General features: G+C 71.6%; 29 protein-coding genes and 1 riboswitch. Of the genes, 23 read left to right on the top strand and 6 right to left on the bottom strand.

Features of this window, described 5'->3' with window-relative positions:
• Positions 1–16 precede the first annotated feature (16 nt).
• On the top strand, positions 17–214 hold the full coding sequence (locus tag E1211_RS12835; RefSeq protein ID WP_076471704.1) for a hypothetical protein: 198 nt from the start codon (positions 17–19) through the stop codon (positions 212–214).
• 40 nt (positions 215–254) lie between these two features.
• Here the strand turns inward: E1211_RS12835 and E1211_RS12830 are convergent, their stop codons facing one another.
• Positions 255–683: a MarR family winged helix-turn-helix transcriptional regulator gene (locus E1211_RS12830; RefSeq protein ID WP_132348761.1), complete on the bottom strand. Its 429-nt coding sequence runs from the start codon at positions 681–683 to the stop codon at positions 255–257.
• A 110-nt stretch (positions 684–793) separates the two neighbouring features.
• Here E1211_RS12830 and E1211_RS12825 point away from each other — a divergent pair, with 110 nt between their 5' ends.
• From E1211_RS12825 to E1211_RS12810, 4 genes are all read left to right on the top strand, one after another.
• Positions 794–1687, top strand: a complete 894-nt coding sequence (locus E1211_RS12825) for an MBL fold metallo-hydrolase (RefSeq protein ID WP_132348759.1) — start codon at positions 794–796, stop codon at positions 1685–1687.
• 192 nt (positions 1688–1879) lie between these two features.
• Positions 1880–2857: an aldo/keto reductase gene (locus E1211_RS12820; RefSeq protein WP_132348757.1), complete on the top strand. Its 978-nt coding sequence runs from the start codon at positions 1880–1882 to the stop codon at positions 2855–2857.
• A gap of 438 nt (positions 2858–3295) precedes the next feature.
• Positions 3296–4249: a D-2-hydroxyacid dehydrogenase family protein gene (locus tag E1211_RS12815; protein WP_132348755.1), complete on the top strand. Its 954-nt coding sequence runs from the start codon at positions 3296–3298 to the stop codon at positions 4247–4249.
• A gap of 100 nt (positions 4250–4349) precedes the next feature.
• Positions 4350–4532: a hypothetical protein gene (locus tag E1211_RS12810; protein WP_132348753.1), complete on the top strand. Its 183-nt coding sequence runs from the start codon at positions 4350–4352 to the stop codon at positions 4530–4532.
• A gap of 5 nt (positions 4533–4537) precedes the next feature.
• On the opposite strand, the gene E1211_RS12805 is transcribed toward E1211_RS12810, so the two are convergent.
• Entirely contained in the window at positions 4538–5191 is a 654-nt protein-coding gene (locus tag E1211_RS12805; RefSeq protein ID WP_132348751.1) for a hypothetical protein, read from the bottom strand.
• Positions 5192–5326: 135 nt separating this feature from the next.
• Here E1211_RS12805 and E1211_RS12800 point away from each other — a divergent pair, with 135 nt between their 5' ends.
• The gene (locus tag E1211_RS12800; protein ID WP_132348749.1) at positions 5327–5533 is read left to right on the top strand and encodes a hypothetical protein; all 207 of its coding nucleotides are present in this window, start codon (positions 5327–5329) and stop codon (positions 5531–5533) included.
• Between the two features lie 9 nt (positions 5534–5542).
• Here the strand turns inward: E1211_RS12800 and E1211_RS12795 are convergent, their stop codons facing one another.
• The 3 genes from E1211_RS12795 to E1211_RS12785 form a co-directional block, all read right to left on the bottom strand.
• The gene (locus E1211_RS12795) at positions 5543–6007 is read right to left on the bottom strand and encodes a hypothetical protein (RefSeq protein ID WP_132348747.1); all 465 of its coding nucleotides are present in this window, start codon (positions 6005–6007) and stop codon (positions 5543–5545) included.
• Positions 6004–6216, bottom strand: a complete 213-nt coding sequence (locus E1211_RS12790) for a phosphatidylethanolamine-binding protein (protein WP_120676485.1) — start codon at positions 6214–6216, stop codon at positions 6004–6006. Before E1211_RS12790 ends, E1211_RS12795 begins: the two co-directional genes overlap by 4 nt.
• A 71-nt stretch (positions 6217–6287) precedes the next feature.
• Complete coding sequence (locus E1211_RS12785; protein WP_132348777.1) at positions 6288–7169, bottom strand: universal stress protein; 882 nt, start codon at positions 7167–7169, stop codon at positions 6288–6290.
• A 117-nt stretch (positions 7170–7286) separates the two neighbouring features.
• On the opposite strand from E1211_RS12785, the gene E1211_RS12780 reads away from it, so the two are divergent.
• The 15 genes from E1211_RS12780 (at position 7287) to E1211_RS12710 (ending at position 19197) form a co-directional block, all read left to right on the top strand.
• Positions 7287–8033, top strand: coding sequence for an SAM-dependent methyltransferase (locus E1211_RS12780; RefSeq protein WP_132348745.1), 747 nt, complete (start codon positions 7287–7289; stop codon positions 8031–8033).
• Positions 8034–8131: 98 nt separating this feature from the next.
• Positions 8132–9304 (top strand): PP2C family protein-serine/threonine phosphatase, encoded by a 1173-nt coding sequence (locus E1211_RS12775; protein WP_132348743.1) that lies wholly within the window; start codon positions 8132–8134, stop codon positions 9302–9304.
• Positions 9305–9356: 52 nt separating this feature from the next.
• Positions 9357–9824, top strand: coding sequence for a MarR family winged helix-turn-helix transcriptional regulator (locus tag E1211_RS12770; protein ID WP_132348741.1), 468 nt, complete (start codon positions 9357–9359; stop codon positions 9822–9824).
• A gap of 355 nt (positions 9825–10179) precedes the next feature.
• Positions 10180–10809, top strand: coding sequence for a CDP-alcohol phosphatidyltransferase family protein (locus tag E1211_RS12765; RefSeq protein WP_132348739.1), 630 nt, complete (start codon positions 10180–10182; stop codon positions 10807–10809).
• Positions 10806–11738 carry a DUF881 domain-containing protein gene (locus E1211_RS12760; protein ID WP_132348737.1) on the top strand — a complete coding sequence of 311 codons (933 nt, stop codon included), beginning with the start codon at positions 10806–10808 and terminating at the stop codon, positions 11736–11738. Before E1211_RS12765 ends, E1211_RS12760 begins: the two co-directional genes overlap by 4 nt.
• Positions 11735–12067, top strand: coding sequence for a small basic family protein (locus tag E1211_RS12755; RefSeq protein WP_076471715.1), 333 nt, complete (start codon positions 11735–11737; stop codon positions 12065–12067). Before E1211_RS12760 ends, E1211_RS12755 begins: the two co-directional genes overlap by 4 nt.
• Positions 12068–12077: 10 nt before the next feature.
• Positions 12078–13010, top strand: a complete 933-nt coding sequence (locus E1211_RS12750; RefSeq protein ID WP_132348735.1) for a DUF881 domain-containing protein — start codon at positions 12078–12080, stop codon at positions 13008–13010.
• Positions 13011–13066: 56 nt separating this feature from the next.
• Positions 13067–13447, top strand: coding sequence for a glycine cleavage system protein GcvH (gene gcvH, locus E1211_RS12745; RefSeq protein ID WP_132348733.1), 381 nt, complete (start codon positions 13067–13069; stop codon positions 13445–13447).
• Between the two features lie 214 nt (positions 13448–13661).
• Positions 13662–14114, top strand: a complete 453-nt coding sequence (locus E1211_RS12740) for an FHA domain-containing protein (RefSeq protein WP_007071101.1) — start codon at positions 13662–13664, stop codon at positions 14112–14114.
• A 50-nt stretch (positions 14115–14164) separates the two neighbouring features.
• Positions 14165–14866: a MerR family transcriptional regulator gene (locus E1211_RS12735; protein ID WP_207915354.1), complete on the top strand. Its 702-nt coding sequence runs from the start codon at positions 14165–14167 to the stop codon at positions 14864–14866.
• Positions 14867–15049: 183 nt separating this feature from the next.
• Positions 15050–15514 (top strand): bifunctional nuclease family protein, encoded by a 465-nt coding sequence (locus E1211_RS12730; RefSeq protein WP_120676503.1) that lies wholly within the window; start codon positions 15050–15052, stop codon positions 15512–15514.
• A 205-nt stretch (positions 15515–15719) separates the two neighbouring features.
• Positions 15720–16307, top strand: coding sequence for a MerR family transcriptional regulator (locus E1211_RS12725; RefSeq protein ID WP_132348729.1), 588 nt, complete (start codon positions 15720–15722; stop codon positions 16305–16307).
• A gap of 577 nt (positions 16308–16884) precedes the next feature.
• Positions 16885–17283 (top strand): group 1 truncated hemoglobin, encoded by a 399-nt coding sequence (locus E1211_RS12720; RefSeq protein ID WP_132348727.1) that lies wholly within the window; start codon positions 16885–16887, stop codon positions 17281–17283.
• A 2-nt stretch (positions 17284–17285) separates the two neighbouring features.
• Complete coding sequence (locus tag E1211_RS12715) at positions 17286–18461, top strand: globin domain-containing protein (RefSeq protein WP_132348725.1); 1176 nt, start codon at positions 17286–17288, stop codon at positions 18459–18461.
• Positions 18462–18513: 52 nt separating this feature from the next.
• Complete coding sequence (locus E1211_RS12710; protein WP_132348723.1) at positions 18514–19197, top strand: DivIVA domain-containing protein; 684 nt, start codon at positions 18514–18516, stop codon at positions 19195–19197.
• A 16-nt stretch (positions 19198–19213) separates the two neighbouring features.
• Here E1211_RS12710 and E1211_RS12705 read toward each other — a convergent pair whose 3' ends face one another.
• Positions 19214–19864: an NAD(P)H-binding protein gene (locus E1211_RS12705; protein ID WP_132348721.1), complete on the bottom strand. Its 651-nt coding sequence runs from the start codon at positions 19862–19864 to the stop codon at positions 19214–19216.
• A gap of 65 nt (positions 19865–19929) precedes the next feature.
• On the opposite strand from E1211_RS12705, the gene E1211_RS12700 reads away from it, so the two are divergent.
• A complete protein-coding gene (locus tag E1211_RS12700; RefSeq protein WP_132348775.1) occupies positions 19930–20784 on the top strand; it encodes an NAD-dependent protein deacetylase in 855 nt (284 codons plus the stop codon).
• Between the two features lie 117 nt (positions 20785–20901).
• Positions 20902–20999: riboswitch (glycine riboswitch) on the top strand.
• 76 nt (positions 21000–21075) lie between these two features.
• On the top strand, positions 21076–23217 hold a 2142-nt coding region (gene gcvP / locus E1211_RS12695; protein ID WP_132348719.1), incomplete at its 3' end, for an aminomethyl-transferring glycine dehydrogenase.

Genomic DNA, 23217 nt, shown 5'->3' with positions numbered 1-23217 from the left:
CACCTACGGTGACGCCATGGATCCTTCCGCGGTCTGGCGGGACAGGCAGCACAAGTGGCGGATCGAGGCGTACCGGGCGCCGGATCTGCGGTTCGCCATCTTCGCGACGAACGGCACGACCGAGTCGGCGCCGCTGTGGCTCTTCGGGATGTCGGCGCTGGCCCGCTGGTTGATGACCCACGCGATCTCGCTGGACGACCTGGAGAGCGACTGAGCGCGGGTCAGGCGTTTCCCCTGAGGCTCACCCGGGCGGATCAGCGGATGAGGGCGCGCGTGAGGAGGTTCCGCAGGACGTCCTGCTCCTCGGAGGCCAGAGGGGCCAGGGGGGAGTCCGTGGAGAGCAACTCGACGAGGCGTCCGCGCAGTTCGGTGCCCTTGGGGGTCAGGATGAGTTGCTTGGCGCGGCGGTCGTCGGGGTGCGGATGGCGTTCGAGGTAGCCCTGCCCTTCGAGGCGATCGGCGACGAAGGTGATGTTGGAAGGCTCGCAGCTCATCCGTTCGGCGAGGTCGCGCAGAGTCATGGGGTGGGTCAGCTCGCACAGCGCGGTGGCCTGCGTGGCGGTCAGACCGAGGGTGGCCGCCCGGGCCCGAAGGTGGGCTTCGATCTGACTGGCCACATCTCTCACCAGCCCGCACACCTGCCGGTCAGCTAGGGGGCGGGGGGTCTCGCGCTCGGTGGCCATGTGACGAGCTTACTACAACTCGGATAGTTGCAGTTAGAGTTGTTCTAGCTCTAACGTTTGACTCCTGCCGTCGCTCGGCGGCACCTCATCGAGCACGAGGGTAGGAGCATATGACCGGAACATCCGATTTTGACCGGGCTCGGCTGACCAGCGCGCCCCGCGTTCGCTCGCTTCGCCTGGGTGAACTGAAGATCACCTACATTCCGGACGGGCTGGCCCTGTGCAAGCCGCACGGCTGGCTGCCCGCCGCCACCGCCGCCGACTGGACGGCCAATTCCGACCATCTCGACGACGGCGGCTTCCTGCCCGCAGCCGTCGGCGGGCTGCTGGTCGAGCGGGATGACCGGGCGCTGCTCATCGACACCGGGTTCGGACCTGAGTCCCACCCCGACGACCCGGCCAACCCGATGCTGGGCGGCATCCACGGCGGCGACCTGCTGAACGGTCTGCGACGGCTGGGCCGCGAGCCGCGCCAGATCGAGGCCGTCGCCATCACCCACCTGCACCTCGACCACCTCGGTTGGGCGTGGAGCAACGAGCCTGGCACCGATGCGCCGCCGTTCGCGCACGCCCCTCACCTCGTCGCGGCACCCGAGTGGGAACGGCGCGACCTGGCCGCCGGGGCCGGGGCGACCGAGGAGCGCCTGGCGGCCTTCGCACCCCTCGTCCGTACGGTCGGGGACGGCGAGGAAATCTTCCCCGGCGTGCGGGCCTCGTTCTCGATCGGGCACACCGTCGGCCACGTCACGTACATCATCACCGGCGGCGGCCAGCGGCTCATCGCGTTCGGCGACGCGATGCACGCGCCGGTCCAGGTCACCCACCCCGAATGGGGCTGCGGGATCGACCACGACCCTGCCGGTGCCGCCGAGTACCGCCGCCGCTTGGTCGAGGAGCTGAGCCGCCCCGACACCATCGGCTACGGCAACCACTTCGCCGACGTGGTCTTCGGACGCGCCGAGCGCCGCCCCGACGGCCGGTTCACCTGGGTCCCCGTCGCCTGACCGTCCCACCCGGTGGTGCGACCCCTGTCAACAGGTAGACCACCATCACCGTTGTCCGCCCTGGCCCGCCATCACCACGGCCGCGCTCACCCTGCCCAGCGGGAGTGAGTGGCAACAGTGCCGGCGACGAGCGACGGAGCCGTTTCGCACCGCTCAGCAAGTCGTACGAATTGCTCGAGAAGGGGAACTCTCATGAAGCACATCAAGCTGGGGGACCTGGACGTCTCCCGTATCGGTCTTGGCTTGGTATCGATGTCCTACGCCTACACGGGAGCCGGCACGGACGACGCCGAGTCGATCCGCACCATCCACCGGGCCCTGGAGCTAGGTGTCACGCTCCTGGACACCGCTGAGGTCTACGGCCCGTACATCAACGAGGAACTCCTCGGCAAAGCGCTCAAGGGCCGCCGGGAGCAGGCCGTGGTGGCGACGAAGTTCGGCATGATCTCGCACACGCGCGGCGGGGAACAGCAACTCGACAGCAGCCCGGTCAACATCCGCACCGCCGTCGAAGGCTCGCTCAAGCGGCTGGGCACCGACTACATCGACCTGTACTACCAGCACCGAGTCGACCCGAACACGCCCATCGAGGACACCGTCGGGACGCTGGCCGAACTGATCACCGAGGGCAAGATCCGCCACATCGGCCTGTCTGAGGCCGGACTGGAGACAATCCGCCGCGCCCACGCCGTGCATCCCATCGCCGCCGTCCAGTCGGAGTACTCCCTGTGGACCCGGCACCCGGAGGCGCAGGTACTGCCCCTGCTACGCGAGCTGAACATCGGTTTCGTGCCCTACTCGCCCCTGGGACGCGGATTCCTCACCGGGCAGATCCGCTCGACCAGCGGCTTCGACGAGACCGACCTGCGTAAGAACAACCCACGCTTCACCGGCGAGAACTTCCAGCGCAATCTGCGTCTCGCGGACGAGGTCCAAGCCGTTGCCGCGGAAGCCGGCACCACCCCGGCGCAGATCGCGCTGGCCTGGCTGCTGAGCCGGGGCGACGACATCGCCCCCATCCCCGGCACCAAGCGCGTGGCACGCGTCGAGGAGAACACTGCCGCCGACGCCGTGGAGCTGACCGCCGAACAGATCGAGAAGCTCGACAACCTCCCTCCCGCTGTAGGCGAAACCCACGACGAGGCCGCCATGCGCCTGTTGGAGCGTTGACCCACGCCCCGACTATGACCGCACACTCACCGGCGCGCCCTTGCCGCTTGCGCACGAGCGGCACCGCTGCCAGAAGCTCGGGCCGACAACGTTCCTAGCCGGTAGGGCCAGGGGAACATCTCTTCGAGCGGTCGGTTGCGTAGCGTGCAGATCGACATCGCCTGCACGCTACGCAACATCGGCCCGCGGCCTCCAACCATCAGGCGCGGAGAGACAACTGGCCGGCTGATCTCCCGTGGCTGCCAGCGCCCGGAAAAGAGTGGCGGGGCCGCGGCTCAGCCGCGCCGGCATCGCACGCCGGCTCACGTCGGTCAGCGCGCCTCGCCACCGCCAGCGCGCCGGTGCCAGGGCACGAAGACGTGGTCGAGGGTATGGGTGCGTCCGACACTTCAGCTCTGTGATTAAGCACCTCTTTACATGGAAGGCGGGTTATTTGTCATGTCACCTGATCCTCGCTGCGCGGTGCTGGACGACTACCAGGGGGTCGCACTCGGGCTGGCGGACTGGTCCCGGGTCCGGGCCACCAGCTTCCGCGAGCCGTTCGCCAGTACGGACGAGCTCGTGGCGGCCGTCCGCGACTTCGAGATCGTGGTCGCCATGCGGGAGCGCACGCCGTTCCCCGCCGAGGTGTTCGACCGGCTGCCCAACCTGCGGCTGCTCGTCACCACCGGCATGAGCAACGCCGCCATCGACCTGGAGGCCGCACGGGCGCACGGCGTCACGGTGAGCGGCACGGGCGGCGGCTGGACCTCGACGGTCGAGCTGACCTGGGCGCTGATCCTCGGTCTGGCCCGCCACCTGGTGCCCGAGGCGACGGCGCTGCGCGCCGACGGTCCCTGGCAGCAGACTCTCGGCACCGACCTGCACGGCCGTACCCTCGGGCTGCTCGGCCTCGGCAGGATCGGGTCGCAGGTGGCGGCGGTCGGGCGGGCGTTCGGCATGGACGTGCTGGCCTGGAGCCGGAACCTGACGCGCGAGCGGGCCGAGGAGGCCGGAGCACGGCTGGCCCCCGGCCTGGACGCCCTGCTCGCCGGATCCGACATCGTCTCCGTTCACCTGGTGCTCGGCGACCGGACGCGCGGGCTCGTCGGCGCCCGGGAGTTGGCGCTGCTGAAGCCCACCGCCTACCTGGTCAACACCTCGCGGGCGGCGATCGTCGACCAGTCCGCTCTGGCGGCGGCGCTGCGCGAGGGGCGGCTCGCGGGAGCCGGGCTGGACGTGTTCGACCAGGAGCCGCTGCCGGCCGGCCACGACTTCCGCACGCTGCCGAACGTGCTGGCCACGCCGCACCTCGGCTATGTCAGCGAGCGGAACTACGCGACGTTCTTCCGGGACGCGGTGGACGACATCGGTGCGTTCCTCGGCGGCAGCCCGATCCGGGTACTGACCTGACCGGGGAGCGAGATCGTCCGGGTTGCCGGCTTCCCCCGTACGGGGGAACGGTGTGCTGTTCCGCCGTCCCGCCCCGGTTGATGTCCGTATCGTCCGGCTTGTGAAGGACCGAGGGTTGCGGACGTTCCTGACCGTGCTCGCGGGGCTCGCGGTGATCTACTTCGGCACCTCGGGCCGGGACCCGGAGGAGGGCCGCGGGCTCACCGGCGGGCTGGTGCTGCTCGCCCTGCTCGCCTCGCTGCTGGTGTGGCACCTGACCAAGCCGAAACCGGCGGCGAAGTAGGCCGCTCACCGGGCCCGCGCCGCCCGGTTGACCTCGTCGGCGGAGTCCTTGTCGAGTGCCACCCGCACCAGCGCCGAGGCGAGCCGGCCGAAGTCGGGGCCGCGGACCAGCCCGGCCAGCTTCTCCACCGAGGCGGGCAGCCCGACTCGCTTCGCCCCGGCGAGTGCCCGGCGGTCGGCGAAGGGCCGCAGGTCGCCCCAGACCGTCTGCGCCTCGCGCAGGAAGATGTCCGCGCCGGTGGGGCCGATTCCGGGGAACGCGGTGAGCAGCCGGCGCAGCGCGGCCGGCTCGCCGTTCGCCTCGCCGTGCAGCCGCCGAAGGTCCCCGCGCCAGCGCTCCAGGCAGAGCTGTGCGCCGTTGCCGAGCATCGTCGCGGTCCGTTCGTCGTACCGGCGGTAGTGGCCCCGGCCGAGCGCGTCGACGCGCTGCTGCCAGCTCGCCGCCGCCATCGCCTGCGGGGTGCGGAAACCGGCCGCGAAGAGCTCCCGGGCGGCGGCCACCGCCACCGCGGCCCGGATGCGGGTGCTCAGCAGGGTGGCGAGCACGAGCAGCTGGTACAGCGGCGCCGGTCGGTCGGCGAGCGGGATGCCCGCCTCCTCGGCGTACGTGTGTCCACGGCGGTCCAGCAGGACCCGGGTCGTCGTCCGTTCGTCGCCCACGGTGCCGGTGTACCCGCTGCGGCGGCTGCCTAGCGCCGCGACCGCCGTCGCGTGGGCGAATGGCGCCGACCGCGGTGGGTAACCTACCGTGGAGGCGGTCGATGCCGTGAGCCGTCCACGCGGAAGGAGACACCAGTGGTCAATCCGCAGCAGGAGGAGTTGCGCCGCAACGACAAGGGCGCGACCAGCCAGTACAGCAAGGGCCCGAAGCCGACCGGCCACCCGCTCAACCGCGGGTCGTCCCGCGGTGACCAGGGCCGGCCGGTTCCCAAGGGGCAGGTCTCGCCGTACGGGCCGGCAGGCGAGCCGCTGGCCGAGGACGAGAGCGACGCCAAGGGCTGACCGCTCGGGCTACGAGGGCGGTCGCAGCCGGTTCCAGGTGGCTGCGGCCGCCAACCCGTACGCCAGGTGCGGAATGATGTCGGAGAGCCAGTCGGAGCGCCGCCAGGTGCGCGGGTCGGTCACCTTCAGGACCGTCATCGATCCGTCCGTCATGGCCATCACGCCGGCACCGAGCAGACCGCTGGCCCAGGTGAGGGACGTGCGGCGGCCCCGGGTCAGCAGCGCGAAACCGATGCCCGCGCCGATGCCCGTGGCGTAGCCGAGCAGGGGCCCGAGCCCGGCCCGGCGGTTGGCCGCCAGGTCCTGCGGTCCCAGGCTGAGGTGGGCGGCGCCCGCCACCCGGTCCACCACCTGCTCCGGCGTGCTGCTCGCCGGCCGGCCGCGCAGGGCCATGTCGAGATAGGTCACCACGTTCAGCGCGGTGCTGCCGACGGCGCCGGCGATGGCGCCGTCGGTCAGCTCGCTCGTCCTCACTTCGGGTCGCCCGGTTCACGCTCGCCCTTGGGGCCGTAGACCCGCTCGCCGCGGATGACCCCACGCTGGCCCCGGTCCTCCTGGAGGATCCGGTTCGCGACCTCGTCCGCCCGCCCGTCGGACGTGCGCCGCCCGGAGTTGTCGATCGCGTTGCGGATGCGCGCGCGCTGCTTGTCGTATGCGTTACTGCCCGGCCGTGGTCCTGGCATCACTGCCTCCTCCGGTCGCTGTCGCCGATGGCTCCGCGACGCTTACCCGTTGCCGCCGCCGGCAACCGCGCTCAGCGCGGGCCGCGTACCACGGCGACGGGGCAGTCCGCGTGGTGCAGCACCGACTGGCTCACCGACCCCAGCAGCAACCCGGTGAACTCGCCGCGCCCCTTCCCACCGACCACCACCAACTGGGCGGTTCGGGAGGCGTCGGTGAGCGCCCGGCCGGGACGGGCACGTACCGCCCGCCGGGTGACACGCAGCCGCGGGTATCGCTCGCCGAGCCCGGCGGTCGACTCGGCGAGCACCTGTTCCTGCTCGCCGTGGAGCAGCCCCTCGTCGTACACGAGAGGCTGCATGTCGCCGGGGCCGGTGGAGGTGGGGTGCCGGTAGGCGTGCAACGCCACCAGGTCGGTCTCCCGGGCGGCGGCGGCGTCGGCGGCGAAGCCGAGCGCGAGCGTGGAGAGCTCGGAACCGTCCACTCCGACCACCACCGGCCCTCCGGTGCGCAGTTCGCCGCGCGCCACCAACACCGGACAGTCGGCGTACGAGGCGACCTGGATCGCCACCGAGCCCACCACCAGGGCGGAGAACCCGCCGAGCCCACGGTCGCCGAGAACGATCATCGCGGCGGTGGTGGTCTCGCCGAGCAGCACCGCCGCGGCCTCGCCGTCGATGATCTCGCCGGAGACCCGTACGCCCGGCGCGGCCGTCTCGGCCTCGGCGACCGCGGCCGCGACGATTCGCTCCGCCTGCTCGCGCAGCCCGCCGCCGGGCGGGGCGCCGGCCGGCGCGGTGAGCGGTACGTGCAGCAGCGGCCAGATGAATCCGTGAACCACCCGCAGCGGTCGCCGCCGGCGGGCTGCCTCCGTCGCGGCGAGGCGCACGGCGCGCAGCGCCGGTTCCGAGCCGTCCACGCCGACGACGACGGCCGCGCCGTCCGACGAGTTCACCATGCACCTCCCGCCCCTGCGGCCAGTATTCCGGCCGGCGTGGTGGCGGCGGAGCGATACCGCGTACGACGCCCGGTCGGTACGCTGGCGACGACCGCCGGGGAGGGAGCGTCATCGATGGTTGAACCCGATCAGCCGAGCACCGGGCGCATGATCGACTTTTGGCTCGGCGGGGACCACCACTTCCCGGTCGACGTGGCCGCGGCGCGCGCCTTCGAGCAGGCATACGGGCCGTGCGCGCCGATCTTCCGGGAGCTGCGGGCCTTCCTCGGCCGCGCCGTGCGGGCGATCGCCGCGCGCGGTGTGGACGGGTTCCTGGTGTTCGGCGCCGGCGTGCCCACCATGGGCAACGTGCACGAGGTGGCGCCCGAGGCCACTGTCCTCTACACCGACGTCGACCCGGTCACCGTCCGGCTGGGCCAGCGCATCCTCGCCGGCAGCGACCGGGCCGGTTACGGCTACGGCGACGCCACCGACATCGGCACGATAGATCCGGCGCAACTGCACCGGTTCGTGCCGGGGTGGGGGAGGAGGCCGGTGGGCGTGGTGTTCCTCGGTCTCGCCGCGTTCCTCGACGACGAGACGTTGGCCCGCACGCTCGACGAGCTCTACACCGCTGCGGCGCCGGGCAGTTGCCTGGCCGTCGACTTCGACAGCGAGGAGCTGGCCGGCCACCCGGAGGCGCTGGCCATGATGGGCCCGGCGTTCCGGATGCGTCCGCCCGCGCAGTTCCCCGCCCTGCTCGGCCGCTGGACGCCCACCGAGGACGGTGTCGTCCCGGTCGGTCACTGGCGGGCCGAGGGCGAGCCGCCGCCGGTTCCCGACGCCTTCTACGGCGCCGTCGCGGTACGCGGGGACCACTGAGGACGTTCCCCTCGCCGGGATGGGCCGCCGTGCCGCCCGGCCGCTGTGGGCTCTCCGTATGATGCTTGCCCCATAGCAAATTTTCCGGAGGAACAACGATGGTGCACGGCCCTGATCCGGTGTCACGCGCCCTGCGGGCGGCCCCGCCGGACCAGTTGGTGGAGGCCGCCGACCGCGCGATCCGGTCCGTGCTGGGAGCCGGCCGTACCGAGGTGCTCGTCGCCGACTACCGGATCAACGGACTCTGGCCGGTGCTCGACCCGGAGCTCGCGTCGCCCCTCGCCGGCGAGGCGGCGGTGCGGCGCTGCTTCAGCAGCCAGCGGCCGGTCCGCGTCGCGACCGACGACGGACGGTGCCGGATGTTCCTGCCGATGTCGGTCTGGGGGGACCGGGTGGGAGTTCTCATGATCGAGCTGCCCGAGGCGCCGGGCCCGGAGGTCGAGGAGCAGGCCGTCGACATCGCCGGCGCGCTGGCGGTGGCGATGCGCGCCGCCGACCGGGAGACGGACCGCTATCGACGGGCACGCCGACGGGAACGGCTGAGCATGGCGGCGGAGCTGCAGTGGGAGCTGCTGCCCGGGCGCAGCGTCACGCACCGCGCGTTCCACCTCGCCGGGCAGCTCGAGCCCGCGTACACCGTGGGCGGTGACCACTTCGACTGGTCCCTGGACGACGACCGGTTGACCGTCACGGTGCTCAACGGCGACGGCACGGGGCTCGCCGCGTCGCTGTTGACCGTGACCACTGTCAACGCGATGCGCAACGCCCGCCGCTCGGGAGGCGGCCTGGTCGAGCAGGCCGAGCTCGCCTCGGACACGTTGCACTACCAGCACCGCGGCCGGCGGTACGTGTCGACCCTCCTGCTCGAACTCGACGCGGCGACGGGCCGGGTGCGGGCGGTGGACGCCGGCTCGCCGCACGTGCTGCGGCTGCGTGGCGGCACGGTGGAGCCGATCGCGCTGGACCAGCAGCTGCCGCTGGGCATGTTCGCCGAGGCCCGCTACGACCTGCAGGAGTTCGCGCTGCTGCCGGGTGACCGCCTCTTCGTGGTCAGCGACGGTGTCTGGGCGGCCAGGCCGACCGGCGGCGAACCGTACGGCGAGCGGGCGATGGCGCGGGCGATGCGCTCCACGCGGTTGCAGCCGGCGGCCGAGGCAGTTGGTACGGTGATGCGCGAACTGCACGCCTACCACGTGGACACCGATCTGCGCGACGACGCCGTCGTGGTCTGCCTGGACTGGCACGGTGTCCGCGGCCGGGACGCCGGATGAGGCACCGTCGCCGCGGCCGGGCCGCGAGCGGGACGATGGCAGGGGACATCGGATGGAACGACCTCCGAATCTCGCCGCGGCGATCGACGCGGCCGCCGAAGCGCTCGTCAACGTGCTGGACGCCGCCGGGTCCCGGCACCAGGTGTCGGTCTCGCCGACGCAGTTGCGGGTGCTGTCGCTGATCTGCGCCCGGTCGGAGACGAACGTCAACCGCCTCGCCGAGCTGCTGGATGTGGTGCCGTCGTCGGCGAGCCGCCTCTGTGACCGGTTGGAGGCCACCGGGCTGCTCCGCCGGGCGGCGGACCCTCGGGACCGCCGCGAGGTGCGCCTGCTGCCCACCGCCGCGGGGGAGGAGGTCCTGCGCGAGCTGACCGCGCGGCGGCACCGGGCGGTGCAGGCGGTGCTCGACCGGATGCCGGCCCGGGCCCAGAGCGAGCTGCTGCTCGGTCTCCTGGCCTTCGAGCAGGCCGCGGTGCTGGAGGCGGACGAGCAGCAGGATCCGGCGGTACGGACGGCCTGAGCCCTCAGCGGCGAGCCGGTGCCCGCTCAAACGTCGAACGCGATCCGACTCCCACCAATGGGTTCGGCTCGCTCCACCCCTAGTGTCCTAGGACGCTTTACGGGTAGTGACACGTCGCACCCCGAAAAGCAACCGAAGCACCAGCAGTCAGGGCGGACGGACCGGGCGAGCAGCCCGATATAGTGGCAGCGCAACTCACTCGGCCCGCGATCATCGATCGCGGGCCGACTTCAGGCGAAGGCCCCGTTCGGCGGGGCCGGCAGAGGGCGCCGGCGGTGGCCGGCCCGACAACGCGTACGTCCTCCGCAAGGCCCGACCTCGGTCGGGCGCCGAGGCGCGTCGCTAAGGAGGTTCGGTGTCGCGTCGGCCGGCTGAGGCAGGGCAACCAGAAGCCTCCGGCGGCACGGCCACCGGACGGGTGCTCACCGTGCCCAACCTGATCAGCTTCCTGCGGCTGATCGGCGTACCCGTCTTCCTCTACCTGCTGCTCGGTGCCCACGCCGACGTGGCCGCGCTCGTGGTCCTCGCCGTCGGCGGCACCACCGACTGGGTCGACGGCTGGGTGGCGCGGCGGCTGGGCCAGGTGAGCCGGCTGGGGGAGCTGCTCGATCCGCTCGCCGACCGGCTCTACATCCTCGCCACGCTGGCCGGGTTCACCGCCCGCGAGGTCGTGCCGTGGCAGTTCACCGCCGCGCTGCTGGCGCGGGAGCTGCTGCTGCTCGGTTCGCTGGGCGTGCTGCGCCGCTTCGGGTACGGCCCACCGCCGGTGCACTACGTGGGTAAGACGGCGACGTTCATCCTGCTGGCCGCGTTCCCGACCCTGCTGCTCGCCGGCGCCGTGCCCGGGGCCGCCGACGTGGCCGGCGCGCTCGGCTGGGGGCTCGCGTGGTGGGGCCTGGTCCTGTATTGGGTGGCCGGCGCCATGTATGTGATCCAGGCCGCCCGGCTGGTCCGGGCGGCGCGCGGCGCGGGGGCGGCGGCGTGAGCGCCGGTCGGGACGACCGGGAACGTCCGACCCGCGTGTACGCGCCGGACTTCCTGACCGAGCTGTTCCGCAATCCGTTGGAGCCGGGGTACGCGGCCGCGGCCGCGCGGCGCCGGGTCGACCCGCCGTCGAGGTGGCACAGCCGCTCGGCGCGCACGGTGACCGTCGTGGTGCTGGTGGTGCTCGGTTTCCTGCTGGCGGTGGCCTATCGGCAGACGTTGGAGGACGAGCCGGGGCGCAGCCAGGCGCGTTCGGGTCTGGTGACGCAGGTCAAGGAGCGGGAGCGGGAGACCGACGAGTTGTCGGCGCGCGCCGACGAGCTGCGGGAGGAGGTCGGCCGGCAGCGGGATGCGGCGCTGAGCGGTTCGGCCGCGGCGCGGCTGCGTGACCTGGAGGCGGGTACCGGGATGGGCCGGGTTCGCGGTGACGGGGTGGTGGTCCGGTTGGCGGACGCGCCCGGGGACGCGGACGCGGTGACGGGTGCGGGCGCGGGTCCGCCGCGGGTGCTCTACAGCGATCTGCAGGGGGTGGCGAACGCTTTGTGGAGCGCGGGCGCGGAGGCCGTCTCGATCAACGGGCAGCGGTTGACGGCGACGTCGACGATCCGTTCGGCGGGTGAGGCGATCCTGGTGGACTTCCGGCCGGTGACCGGGCCGTACGAGGTGTCGGCGATCGGGCCGGGGTCGATGAAGCGTCGCTTCGAGCAGAGCCGCAACGCCGCGTTGATGCGGGAGGTGGCCGAGAAGACGGGCCTGTCGTTCGGGGTCCGCGAGGCCGACGACCTCACTCTGCCGGCCGCTCCTGAGCCGCAGCTACGCTACGCGGAGCCACCGGGCGGCCCGAGCGCCTCGCCGTCGGGTGACCGGTCCGCCAGTCCCGGGTCGACCGGCTCAGGGACGTCTCCCAGCCCCTCCGGAGGTGGTCGATGATCGCGGTGCTGGCGTTGCTCGCCGGTGTGGTTCTCGGGGTGTGGCTCGACCCCAGTGTGCCTGCGGCGTTGCAGCCCTACCTGCCGATCGCGGTGGTGGCCGCGTTGGACGCGGTCTTCGGTGGGGTGCGGGCGAAGCTCGACCGGATCTTCGACGACAAGCAGTTCGTGGTGTCGTTCATCTCGAACGTGTTGGTGGCGGCGTTGATCGTGTACCTGGGTGACCAGCTGGGTGTGGGTGGTCAGTTGTCCACGGGTGTGGTGGTCGTGCTCGGGGTGCGAATTTTCGGGAACGTGGCGGCGATCCGTCGGCACCTGTTCCGGGCGTAGGTTCTAAGCGATGAGCGAGGAGCAGACCGAGACGGGTACGGGTTGGCCGAAGCCGGCTGATCCGGAGCGTCCGGCGGGGCCGGCTGGTGAGCCGGATCCCCGGCCGGACGCGCCGGATCCGGACGAGTTGAGTCCGCTGGTTCCGCGGGAGGAGCCGGAGGGGGACGAGGCCGAGGTGCGGCCGGCTGAGGGCGCTGCGGCGGGGTCGTCGGGCGCCGGTGCGGCGGTTTCGTCGGCTGCGGGGCGGTCGCGGCTGTCGACGGCGAGTGTGATGATCGCCGCGTTGTTGGCGTTGCTGGGGTTCACCCTGGTGGTGCAGTTGCGGACGACGTCGACGGATCCGACGGCGGGTGCGACCCGTCAGGAGGACCTGGTGCGGATCCTGTCGGATCTGGACGCTCGGGAGAACCGGTTGCGGCAGGACATCGCCGGGCTGGAGGAGAGTCAGCGTCAGTTGCGCTCGGGTGAGCAGGGTCGGCAGGCCGCGTTGGACGAGGCGACGCGGCGCGCGGACGAGCTGGGGATCCTGGCGGGCACGTTGCCGGCGACGGGGCCGGGTCTGGCGGTGCGTTTCGAGTCGGGGGCGAAGCCGATCTCCGCGACGCGGGTGTTGGACGCGGTGCAGGAGTTGCGGGGCGCGGGTGGGGAGGCGATGCAGATCTCCGGTGGGGATCGGGCGTCGGTTCGGATCATTGCGTCGACGTACTTCCTGGACGGGGAGAGCGGTTCGTTGGTGGTGGACGGGCGGCGGTTGACGGGTCCGTTCACGATCACGGTGATCGGTGATCCGGCGACGATGCGTACGGCGTTGAACATTCCTGGTGGGGTGGTCGCGTCGGTCCAGGGTGACGGCGGTAACGTGATCGTTGAGGATCGTGAGGCTGCCGAGGTTTCGGCGCTGCACGCGCCGATCAAGCTGGAACACGCCCGTCCGGTTTCCTGACCGGGCGTGGCCGCCGCGGGTGAGTGCTCGTGGCGCGATGGATGAAGGACGCGTCTGTGATTCCTGAGGATCTGCGATACACCGCCGAGCACGAGTGGGTGGCGGGTGACGGCACCGGAGTGGTCCGGGTCGGCATCACGCACTTCGCGCAGGACGCGCTGGGTGACATCGTGTTTGTCCAGCTGCCCGATCCGGGGGCGGTGGTGGCGGCCGGTGAGTCGCTGGGTGAGATCGAGTCGACGAAGAGTGTGTCGGAGATCTACTCCCCGGTGAGCGGTACGGTGGCCGCGCGCAACGAGGCGCTCGGCGACACCCCGGAGGTGATCAACACTGACCCGTATGGTGCGGGTTGGTTGGTGGAGATCACGCCGGATGATCCGACGGCGGTGGACGGGCTGCTGACTGCGGGCGCGTACCGCGAGTTGACCGAGAGCTGAGTGAGCTTGATCCGGTGCGCTTGTTGAGTCCGCGCGTCCGGTTGCCCTGCTTTTCGGCGCTGGCTAGGCTCGCCCAGTCGACCGAGAACCCAATAGTTGAGCGTTGCGGAATTGCCTTCCCGGGCACGGGGAGCCAGCCGCCGGGTGTGCGACTGCCCGGCGGCCAGACCCGCCATTACCCGACGCCGACCGAACAGATCCGTGAGGTGGTCCCATGACGCGCCCAGACGACGAGTTCCCCCCGCTCGACGTCACTTCGACGCTCAATCTCGGTTCGCTCGACGAAGTGCTGGAGGGGCCGGACACCGATGTGGTGCCGAGCCGGATGTCCGGTTCGTTGCCGCCGGGGATGGCGCTGCTGGTGGTCCGTCGTGGTCCGAACGCCGGGGCCCGGTTCCTGCTGGATCATGATGTGACGACCAGCGGCCGGCACCCTGACAGTGACATCTTCCTCGACGACGTGACGGTGTCGCGGCGGCACGCGGAGTTCCACCGGGATGGTGGGACGTTCACGGTTCGGGACGTGGGAAGCCTGAACGGCACCTACGTGAACCGGGAGCGGGTCGAGGCTGCCACGTTGAGCAATGGTGACGAGGTGCAGATCGGGAAGTTCCGGGTGGTGTTCATCGCCGGTCCGCGTCCGGAGGAGGAGGCCGGCCGGGGGTGAACGAGCCTGCGGCCTCCACGTCACCGGGGGCGGCCCGGTCCCAGCCGCTGATGAGCATCGGTGAGGTGCTGGGTCAGTTGCGGGTGGATTTCCCCGACGTCACGATTTCGAAGTTGCGCTTCCTCGAGGCTGAGGGGCTGGTCGAGCCGCAGCGTACGGCGGCGGGTTACCGGAAGTTCAGCTGGGACGATGTGGCGCGGTTGCGGTTTGTGTTGACCGCGCAGCGGGATCAGTACCTGCCGTTGCGGGTGATCCGGGAGCAGCTGGCCGAGTGGGATGCCACCGGTGCGGCGCCGGGTCGGTCGCGGCCGACGTTGGTGGCGGTCGGCCCGGGTGGTGAGGTGCCGGGTCGGGAGGCGGACGAGCCGGTCGAGTCGTCGGAGGTGCGGCTCGGCCGGTCGGATCTGCTGGCTCGTAGTGGGTTGGACGAGTCGACGTTGGCGGAGTTGGAGCGGCTCGGTGTGGTGGTGTCGGATCCGCCGGGTTGGTACGACGGGGACGCGTTGATCATCGCCGGGGCGGTGGCGGGTCTGGCGGCGTACGGCTTGGAGCCGCGGCATCTGCGGGGTTATCGGACGGCGGCGGACCGGGAGGTCGGTTTGTTCGCGCAGTTGGTGGCGCCGTTGGTGCGGCAGAGTGATCCGGCGGCGCGGGCGCGGGCGGCGGAGACGGCGCGGGAGTTGGTGGCGTTGTCCCAGCAGTTGCATGCGGCGTTGGTGCGGGTCGGGTTGCGTTCGACGTTGGGCCGGTGACGCTGGTCGCCGGGGCGGTGTGCGGAAAGATCTGTCTCGGGAAGCGTGTCGTAGGCTTGCTGGGGTAACCCCTTTCTGGCGCGGGCGTGGTGCGGGTAGCGCGTGGGACGGCCGTGTCGCGGTCCGTGTACCGTGCAGGGAAGGGCGCGGTGCGGCGTAGGTGACAACGACACGGAGGCGGCGGTGCGCGAGCTGAGCGTGGTCGGGGTTCGGGTGGAGCTGCCCAGTAACCAGCCGATCGTCCTGCTCAGGGAAGTCGAGGGGGACCGCTATCTGCCGATTTGGATCGGCGCGGTCGAGGCGACGGCGATCGCTTACGAGCAGCAGGGCGTGAAGCCCGCTCGACCGTTGACGCATGATCTTCTGCGGGATGTGTTGGCGGCGCTGGAGGCGCCGTTGCGTGCGGTGGAGATCACTGAGCTGAAGGACAACGTGTTCTTCGCTGATCTGTTGATCGGGGACGGGGTGCGGGTGTCGGCCCGGCCGAGCGATTCCATCGCGTTGGCGTTGCGGGTGGGGGCTCCCATTCGTTGTGCCGAGCAGGTCCTCAGCGAGGCGGGGATCGTGATCCCGGATGAGCAGGAGGACGAGGTGGAGAAGTTCCGCGAGTTCCTGGAGCAGGTGCGTCCGGAGGATTTCGCGGGCTGAGCGGTGGGCGGGCTGCTGTGGTTCGCCGGCTGAGTGGCGTCACGGTGGGTGACGTCACGCTTCGTGTGGTGATCTTCGATTCGGCTGCGCGGCGTGTCGCGGCGCTTTCTGCGCGGTAACCCCTGATTGTCGCTATAGGGTTTCCGTGTCGAGGGGTCGCGTCCCGGAAACGACGCGGCACCGCACGGGCGGGGAGGTTGTCCGGATGCACGAGCCGCGGGATTCCGATCCGGGTACGGAACTGGACGAGCCGGGTGTGGCGCCGCCGGGGTCGGCGACGGACGGTGACGGTTCGGTGGGTTATCGGGGTGTGACGGCCTGCCATGCGGTGGGTATCAGTTACCGGCAGTTGGACTACTGGGCGCGTACGGGTCTGGTGGTGCCGAGTGTGCGGGACGCGTCGGGCTCCGGTACGCAGCGGTTGTACTCGTTCCGCGACCTGGTGGTGTTGAAGGTCGTGAAGCGCCTGTTGGATGCCGGGGTGTCGTTGCAGAACATCCGTAAGGCGATCGAGGCTTTGCGGTCGCGGGGTGTGGAGGACCTGGCGGGGATCACGTTGATCTCGGACGGTACGACGGTGTACGAGTGCCGGTCCCCGGAGGAGGTGGTCGACCTGTTGCAGGGTGGCCAGGGGGTCTTCGGTATCGCGATCGGTGGTGCGTTCAAGGAGATCCAGGGTTCGCTGTCGCATCTGCCGGCGGAGCCGGCGGCGGAGGTCGCTGAGCCGGTGGTGGCGGCGGATTCGGTGGGTGACGAGTTGGCGGCTCGGCGGGCGCGTCGTAGGGCGGGCTGAGCGGGTTCTGCCGCCGTGGTGCGTGGCGGGTGCGTCGGGTGACGCACCCGCCTTTTTCGTGCGCGCCGGGGCTTGGCGGGTGGGTGTGACGTTCGGTGTGTGCGACGCGCCGGTGGTTGTTGCAATTTTCGTGGTGACTCTCCGTGTAGATCGGTGTGGTGGGGGTCGGGTGGTCGGCCGTTTGGTGGGGTTGGTCGGACGGCCGGTTGAGCCTGCGGTGCCGGGATGGATGATCCTGGTCAGGCGATCGGGTGGCGGTCGTCAGCGGTGGTCAGTGGGGGTAAAGCGGCTGTGGGGGCCGGTTTGTCGGCGGGTTCTGTTGTGGACGGCCGTCGCCCGCTGGTGACGGAGGGTGTGTCTACGGTGGCCCGTAGTTGATCATGTGCTCCCGGTTTTTGTCACTGCTCGTGGTGGACAGTGTCAGGAATTTGATAGGGGGGCCATGACCGGGGCGGCGTGACGCGCTATGGTCCCTGACGCGGTTGGCCCGGGTGCGGGTGTCGTCCAGAGGGCGGCGCTTGCCGCCCCGGCGGACCGTTGCCCCTCGCGCCACCCCTCCACTTCGGAAGGAAAGACCGTGACGGTTACGTCAGAGACCACCCCCGTCTCGCACTACGAGCGGATCGGCGGTGCCAGCTCGGTGAAGGCGGCAGTCGAGCTGTTCTACGACCGGGTGCTCGCCGACCCGGATCTGGCCGGCTACTTCACCTCCGTGGACATGGCCGGGCAGCGCCGGCACCTGGCGCTCATGCTGACCGTGGTGCTCGGCGGCCCGAACGAGTACACCGGTCGCGAGCTGGCCGAGGCGCACCAGCCGTTGGACATCCCGGTCGCGCACTACGCGAAGGTCGGCGCGCACCTGACCGAGACGCTGACGCAGCTCGGGGTACCGGCGGACGTGTTGGCGCACGTGCACACGGTGCTGGCCGACGTGCAGGACCAGGTGGTGGCCACCGGGAACCGTCCGGGCGCCTGAACGTGGACGTCGCACGGCTCAAGCAGAGCTGGTCCCTGGTCGCCGCGCACGGCGACCAGGTGCCGCTCTACTTCTACTCGGCGTTGTTCCTGGGCCATCCCGAGACCCGGCAGATGTTCCCGACGAACATGGCCGGTCAGCGGGATCGGCTGGTGACCGCGTTGGCGCACATCGTGACCAACGTGGACCAGGTGGACCGGCTCGTCGGGTTCCTGCAGGATCTCGGCGCCGACCACCGGAAGTTCGCGGTACGCCCCGAGCACTACCCGGCCGTCGGTGAGGCGCTGCTGGCCACCTTGCAGCATTTCCTGGGCGAGCAGTGGACCGACGAGCTGGCCCAGGACTGGGCGGGCGCGTACGGGCTGGTGTCGCAGGTGATGATCGACGCCGCGCAGGCGGCCGAGGCGGTGGCCCCGCCGTGGTGGGTGGCCGAGATCGTGGCCCACGAGCGGCGGGCGTTCGACGTGGCGGTGCTGACGTTGCGTCCGCAGTACCTGCTGCCGTTCACGCCCGGGCAGTCGATCGGGGTGTCGCACCCGGCGGTGCGGTCGTGGCGGTACTACTCGCCGGCGAACGCGCCCCGGCAGGACGGCACGTTGGAGCTGCACGTACGGGCCGCGCCAGGCGGTGTGGTCTCGTCCCGGCTGGTGTACGGGTCAGCCGTGGGTGATCAACTCCACCTCGCCTCGCCCGTGGGGGATCGGCTGACGTTGCGGTCGGCCGGGTCGAGCGACCTGCTGCTGCTGGCCGGCGGCACCGGCTGGGCGCCGGTGAAGGCGATGGTCGAGCAGGTCGCCGCGGAGGGCGGCGGCCGCCGGGTCGACCTGTACGTGGGGGCCCGGTCGCGGCTGGAGTTCTACGACACCGACGCGATCGAGAAGCTGGCCGCCTCGTTCCCGTGGTTGACGGTGACGTACGTGGTCGGCGCGGACCCGCAGCGGCCGGGTGAGTTCGTACACGCGGCCGACCGGGCGCTGGCCGACGGCGACTGGCGGTCCCGGCACGTGTACGTGTGCGGTTCGGACGAGATGGTCGGCCATTCGGTGCAGACGTTGACCCGGGCCGGCTACCACGTGGGGCAGCTGCATCACGAGGGGCTCGGCAAGCACTGGTACGGGCCGGCGTGGCGGACGGCGCTCGACGCGTCCGCACCTGACAACCCCGGAGGTGCCCGGTGAGCGCGAGCAGTGCACTCGTGCCGGCCGTGGCCGCGAACGAAAGGTCAGTGCGGTGAGCGCGACCCCGATCAGCAGGTACGACGGGATGCAGCAGGTGTCCGGCGGTGTCCAGGTGCGGATGACGGCCGACCGGGTGCGCCGCTGGGAGTTCTCCTCGGCGTCGTTCACCCGCCGGGGCTACGACAACACCGACGTGGACCGGTTCCGGATGCAGGTCGCCGACGAGCTCGACCTGCTGTCGGCGCAGATCGCGAACCTCCGGGCGGAGAACGAGCGGCTCAACGACCGGGTGGAGCTGCACCGGCACGGGGTGATCCCGAGCAAGAACACCGCGGCCCCGGTGCCGGCGGCGAAGGAGGTGAACCTCCTCTCGGCGGCGCAGCGGGAGGCGGAGCAGATCATCGCGCAGGCGCACGACTACGCGCGCCGGGTCGCCGAGTACGCCCGTACCCAGTACGAGAGCTACATGCAGGCCGCGGTGGAGGAGGCGAAGCAGGAGGCGGAGCGGGCGGTGCACGAGTACCGCAGCGCCGCCGGGCCGAGCTTCGACGACTCGGTGGCCACCCGGGAGGCCCTGCGGATCTTCGGCGAGATGATGATCTCGCACATGCAGGCGGCGGCGCGGCACCTCGACGACGGCAGTGAGCAGTTGGCGCGTACGGTCGACCGGCTGGTCGGGCAGGCCGTGGCCGCGGGCGCGCAGCAGACCGCGTTGCCGCGCCACCACCAGCGCTGAGCGGCGCGGCCGGCGGTCAGCGCGCGGTGACGGCGTCGGCGATCGGGGTGTCGCCGCCGACGAGTTCCAGGATCGCCCCGGCGGTGGCCGGGGCGTGCAGCATCGCGACCAGGACGCTTGCGACGTCGGCGCGGGTGATCTCGCCGGACGGCACCCGCCGGGCCAGGGTGACCCGTCCGGTGGGCTGCCCGTCGGTGAGCCGCCCGGGTCGCAGCACCGTCCAGTCCAGGTCGCGGGCGGTGAGGTCGTCCTCGGCGGCCTTCTTGGCCCGCAGGTAGGCGGCGAAGACCTCGTCGGTGCCGGGCCGCGGCTCACGCTCCACGCCCATCGAGGAGACGAGCAGGTAGCGGCGGACACCGGCGTGTTGCGCGGCGTCGGCGAGCAGCACGGCGGCGGCCCGGTCGACGGTGTCCTTGCGGGCGGCGCCGCTGCCGGGCCCGGCCCCGGCGGCGAACACCACCGCGTCGGCGCCGGCGAGGTGCCCGGCGACCTCGGTGACGTCCGCGTGTTCCAGGTCGCAGATGATCGGCTGGGCGCCGGCCGCGGCCAGCGCCACGGATTGGGCGGGGTCGCGGATCAGGCCGGCGGCGTGGTCGCCGTGTCCGGCGAGTTCCCGCTCCAGCAGTTGGGCGATCTTCCCGTGTCCTCCGGCGATGACGACGCGCATGTCGACCAACCTATCGTCGGTGGGCGCGGCGGCGGACGCTGAGGCAGCATGGACACGTGACGGAGATGATCGACGCGCTGGTCGAGCGGGTCAGCGGCGGCGGTGTCGTGGTGCTGAGCGGGGCGGGCCTGTCGACCGAGTCGGGGATCCCGGACTACCGGGGGCCCAGCGGGGTGGCCCGCCGGCACACCCCGATGACCTACCAGACGTTCACCGGGGATCCGGTGGCGCGCCGCCGCTACTGGGCGCGCAGCCATGTGGGGTGGCGGCTGATGGCCCGGGCGTGGCCGAACGACGGGCACCGGGCGGTGGCCCGGTTGCAGCACGCCGGCCTGGTCGACGCGGTGATCACGCAGAACGTCGACGGGTTGCACACGGCGGCGGGCAGCCCCGCGGTGGTGGAGTTGCACGGGCGTCTGGACGTGGTGGTCTGCCTGGACTGCGGCAACCGGGTCTCCCGGGAGGAGCTGGACCGGCGGCTGCGGGAGGCGAACCCGGACTTCGCGGCGCGGGCCGGCGCGGTGAACCCCGACGGTGACGTGGAGCTCGACGACGCGCAGGTGGCCGGGTTCCACGTGGTGGACTGCACGTTCTGCGGCACGGGGACGCTGAAGCCGGACGTGGTGTTCTTCGGGGAGACGGTGCCCGCGCCGCGGGTGGCGCACTGCTTCGCGCTGGTGGAGCAGGCCCGGCTGCTGCTGGTGCTGGGTTCGTCGCTGACGGTGATGTCGGGGCGGCGGTTCGTGCTGCGGGCGGCGAAGCTCGGCATCCCCGTGGTGATCGTCAACCAGGGGGAGACCCGCGGGGATCCGTACGCCTCGTTGACGGTGGACGCGCCGCTGGGCCGGGTGCTGCCCGCGCTGGCCGACCGGACCACCGGGGCGGCGGTGACGCCGGTCACCCCGGTGGCCGCCGGCTGAGACCGTTCGCGCACCGCGCGGCCCCGGAGGCGGCGCCGGACCCACCGGGCAAGATCACGTGACGGGGGTACGAAATCCGGGGGAAACCCGCGCGCTGGTAGCGTTGACCATGCCGGCAACACCCACGGGGGAGAGACCGCCCAGCTGTACCCGGGCGGCGCCGAAGGGGCAAATCCTCCCCGGAACCTCTCAGGCAAAAGGACCTCGTGGGCAGGCACTGTGGAGCGCTGCACCGGGCGCGACAGAGGGGGAGGCCGACCTGTTCGACCTCGCCCCCCGGGAGCGCAGCCCATGACCGCAGAGTTCGCCACCCGTCACATTGGCCCCGGCCCGGACGACGAGCGCCGCATGTTGGAGACCGTCGGCTACAGCTCGATCGACGAGCTGATGGACGCGGCGATCCCCGAGGTGATCCGCTGGCACGGCACCCTGGACCTGCCGGACCCGGCGACCGAGGCGGAGGCGCTCGCCGAGCTGCGTGCCCTCGCCGACCGCAACACCGTCGCCGTCTCGATGATCGGGTTGGGTTACCACGGTACGCACACCCCGGGTGTGATCCGCCGTAACGTGTTGGAGGACCCGGCCTGGTACACCGCGTACACGCCGTACCAGCCGGAGATCAGCCAGGGCCGGCTGGAGGCGCTGCTGAACTTCCAGACCATGGTCACCGACCTGACCGGGCTGGCCACCGGCAACGCGTCGATGCTCGACGAGGGCACCGCCGCGGCCGAGGCGATGACCCTGGCGCGCCGCGCGTCGAAGAGCAAGAGCAACGTGTACGTGGTCGACGCCGACGCGCTGCCGCAGACCATCGCGGTGATCGGCAGCCGGGCGGAGCCGCTCGGCATCGAGGTGCGGGTGCTGGACCTGGACACCGAGGAGCTGCCGGAGGAGATGTTCGGCCTGCACCTGCAGTACCCGGGGGCGTCCGGGGCGGTGCGGGACCACGCGGGCCTGGTCGACGCGGCGCACGCCGCCGGGGCGCTGGTGACCGTGGCCGCGGACCTGCTGGCGTTGACGCTGCTGCGCGCGCCGGGAGAGATCGGCGCGGACATCGCCGCCGGCACCACGCAGCGCTTCGGTGTGCCGATGGGCTTCGGTGGCCCGCACGCCGGCTACCTGGCGGTGCGCTCGGGGCTGGAGCGGATGCTGCCGGGCCGGCTGGTCGGCGTGTCGAAGGACTTGGACGGCAACCGGGCGTACCGGCTGGCGTTGCAGACCCGTGAGCAGCACATCCGGCGGGAGAAGGCGACCAGCAACATCTGCACCGCGCAGGTGCTGCTCGCCGTGATGGCCGGCATGTACGCGGTGTACCACGGCCCGGACGGGCTGCGGGCCATCGCCCGGCGTACCCACGAGATGGCGGCGCGGCTCGCGGCCGGCCTGCGCGCCGGCGGGGTGGAGGTCGCGGACGTCGCGTTCTTCGACACGGTCACCGCGACCGTTCCGGGGCGCGCCGCCGGGGTCGTCGCCGCGGCAGCCGAGCGCGGGGTGAACCTGCGGCTGGTCGACGCCGACCGGGTCGGTGTCTCCTGCGACGAGACGACCACCGGGGCGCACCTGGCGGCGGTGTGGGCGGCGTTCGGGGCCGCCGGGGTCGACGGGGACGTCGACGCCGCGTTGCCGGTCGCGCTGCGCCGCTCGTCGGAGTTCCTGACCCACCCGGTGTTCCACAGCCACCACTCGGAGACGGCGATGCTGCGCTACCTGCGCCGGCTGGCCGACTTCGACTACGCCCTCGACCGGGGCATGATCCCGCTGGGCTCGTGCACGATGAAGCTCAACGCGACCACCGAGATGGAGCCGGTCAGCTGGGCGGAGTTCGCGCACATCCACCCGTTCGCGCCGGCCGAGCAGACCACCGGCTACCGGGAGATGATCAGTCAGCTGGAGGGGTGGCTGGCCGAGGTGACCGGCTACGACGCGGTCAGCGTGCAGCCCAACGCCGGCTCGCAGGGTGAGCTGGCGGGGCTGCTGGCGATCCGCGCGTACCACCGGGCCCGGGGGGAGGGGCACCGGGACGTGTGCCTGATCCCGTCGTCGGCGCACGGCACCAACGCGGCCAGCGCGGTGATGGCCGGGATGCGGGTGGTCGTGGTGGCCTGCGACGAGAACGGCAACGTCGACCTGGTCGACCTCGATGCGAAGATCGACAAGCATCGGGAGACGCTCGCCGCGATCATGGTGACGTACCCGTCGACGCACGGGGTGTACGAGACGGGCATCGCGCAGCTCTGCGCGAAGGTGCACGACGCGGGTGGGCAGGTGTACGTCGACGGCGCGAACCTCAACGCGCTGGTCGGGTTCGCGAAGCCGGGGAAGTTCGGGGCGGACGTGTCGCACCTGAACCTGCACAAGACGTTCTGCATCCCGCACGGCGGCGGCGGTCCGGGGGTGGGTCCGGTGGCGGTGCGGGCGCACCTTCAGCCGTAC

Origin of the sequence: Micromonospora sp. 15K316 (genome assembly GCF_004348525.1) — a bacterium.
GTDB lineage: Bacteria > Actinomycetota > Actinomycetes > Mycobacteriales > Micromonosporaceae > Micromonospora.
The sequence above is the reverse complement of the archived record's forward strand: the minus strand, read 5'-3'. Positions and strand labels throughout refer to the sequence as shown.

Bases quoted from the DNA above. Each gene is read 5' to 3' on its own strand.
- E1211_RS12790 (WP_120676485.1), bottom strand. From the start codon at position 6,216: ATGCCAGGACCACGGCCGGGCAGTAACGCATACGACAAGCAGCGCGCG.
- E1211_RS12815 (WP_132348755.1), top strand. From the start codon at position 3,296: ATGTCACCTGATCCTCGCTGCGCGGTGCTGGACGACTACCAGGGGGTC.
- E1211_RS12770 (WP_132348741.1), top strand. From the start codon at position 9,357: ATGGAACGACCTCCGAATCTCGCCGCGGCGATCGACGCGGCCGCCGAA.
- E1211_RS12820 (WP_132348757.1), top strand. From the start codon at position 1,880: ATGAAGCACATCAAGCTGGGGGACCTGGACGTCTCCCGTATCGGTCTT.
- E1211_RS12755 (WP_076471715.1), top strand. From the start codon at position 11,735: ATGATCGCGGTGCTGGCGTTGCTCGCCGGTGTGGTTCTCGGGGTGTGG.
- E1211_RS12740 (WP_007071101.1), top strand. From the start codon at position 13,662: ATGACGCGCCCAGACGACGAGTTCCCCCCGCTCGACGTCACTTCGACG.
- E1211_RS12735 (WP_207915354.1), top strand. From the start codon at position 14,165: ATGAGCATCGGTGAGGTGCTGGGTCAGTTGCGGGTGGATTTCCCCGAC.
- E1211_RS12705 (WP_132348721.1), bottom strand. From the start codon at position 19,864: ATGCGCGTCGTCATCGCCGGAGGACACGGGAAGATCGCCCAACTGCTG.
- E1211_RS12725 (WP_132348729.1), top strand. From the start codon at position 15,720: ATGCACGAGCCGCGGGATTCCGATCCGGGTACGGAACTGGACGAGCCG.
- E1211_RS12775 (WP_132348743.1), top strand. From the start codon at position 8,132: ATGGTGCACGGCCCTGATCCGGTGTCACGCGCCCTGCGGGCGGCCCCG.
- E1211_RS12830 (WP_132348761.1), bottom strand. From the start codon at position 683: ATGGCCACCGAGCGCGAGACCCCCCGCCCCCTAGCTGACCGGCAGGTG.
- E1211_RS12750 (WP_132348735.1), top strand. From the start codon at position 12,078: ATGAGCGAGGAGCAGACCGAGACGGGTACGGGTTGGCCGAAGCCGGCT.
- E1211_RS12780 (WP_132348745.1), top strand. From the start codon at position 7,287: ATGGTTGAACCCGATCAGCCGAGCACCGGGCGCATGATCGACTTTTGG.
- E1211_RS12825 (WP_132348759.1), top strand. From the start codon at position 794: ATGACCGGAACATCCGATTTTGACCGGGCTCGGCTGACCAGCGCGCCC.
- E1211_RS12835 (WP_076471704.1), top strand. From the start codon at position 17: ATGGATCCTTCCGCGGTCTGGCGGGACAGGCAGCACAAGTGGCGGATC.
- E1211_RS12700 (WP_132348775.1), top strand. From the start codon at position 19,930: ATGATCGACGCGCTGGTCGAGCGGGTCAGCGGCGGCGGTGTCGTGGTG.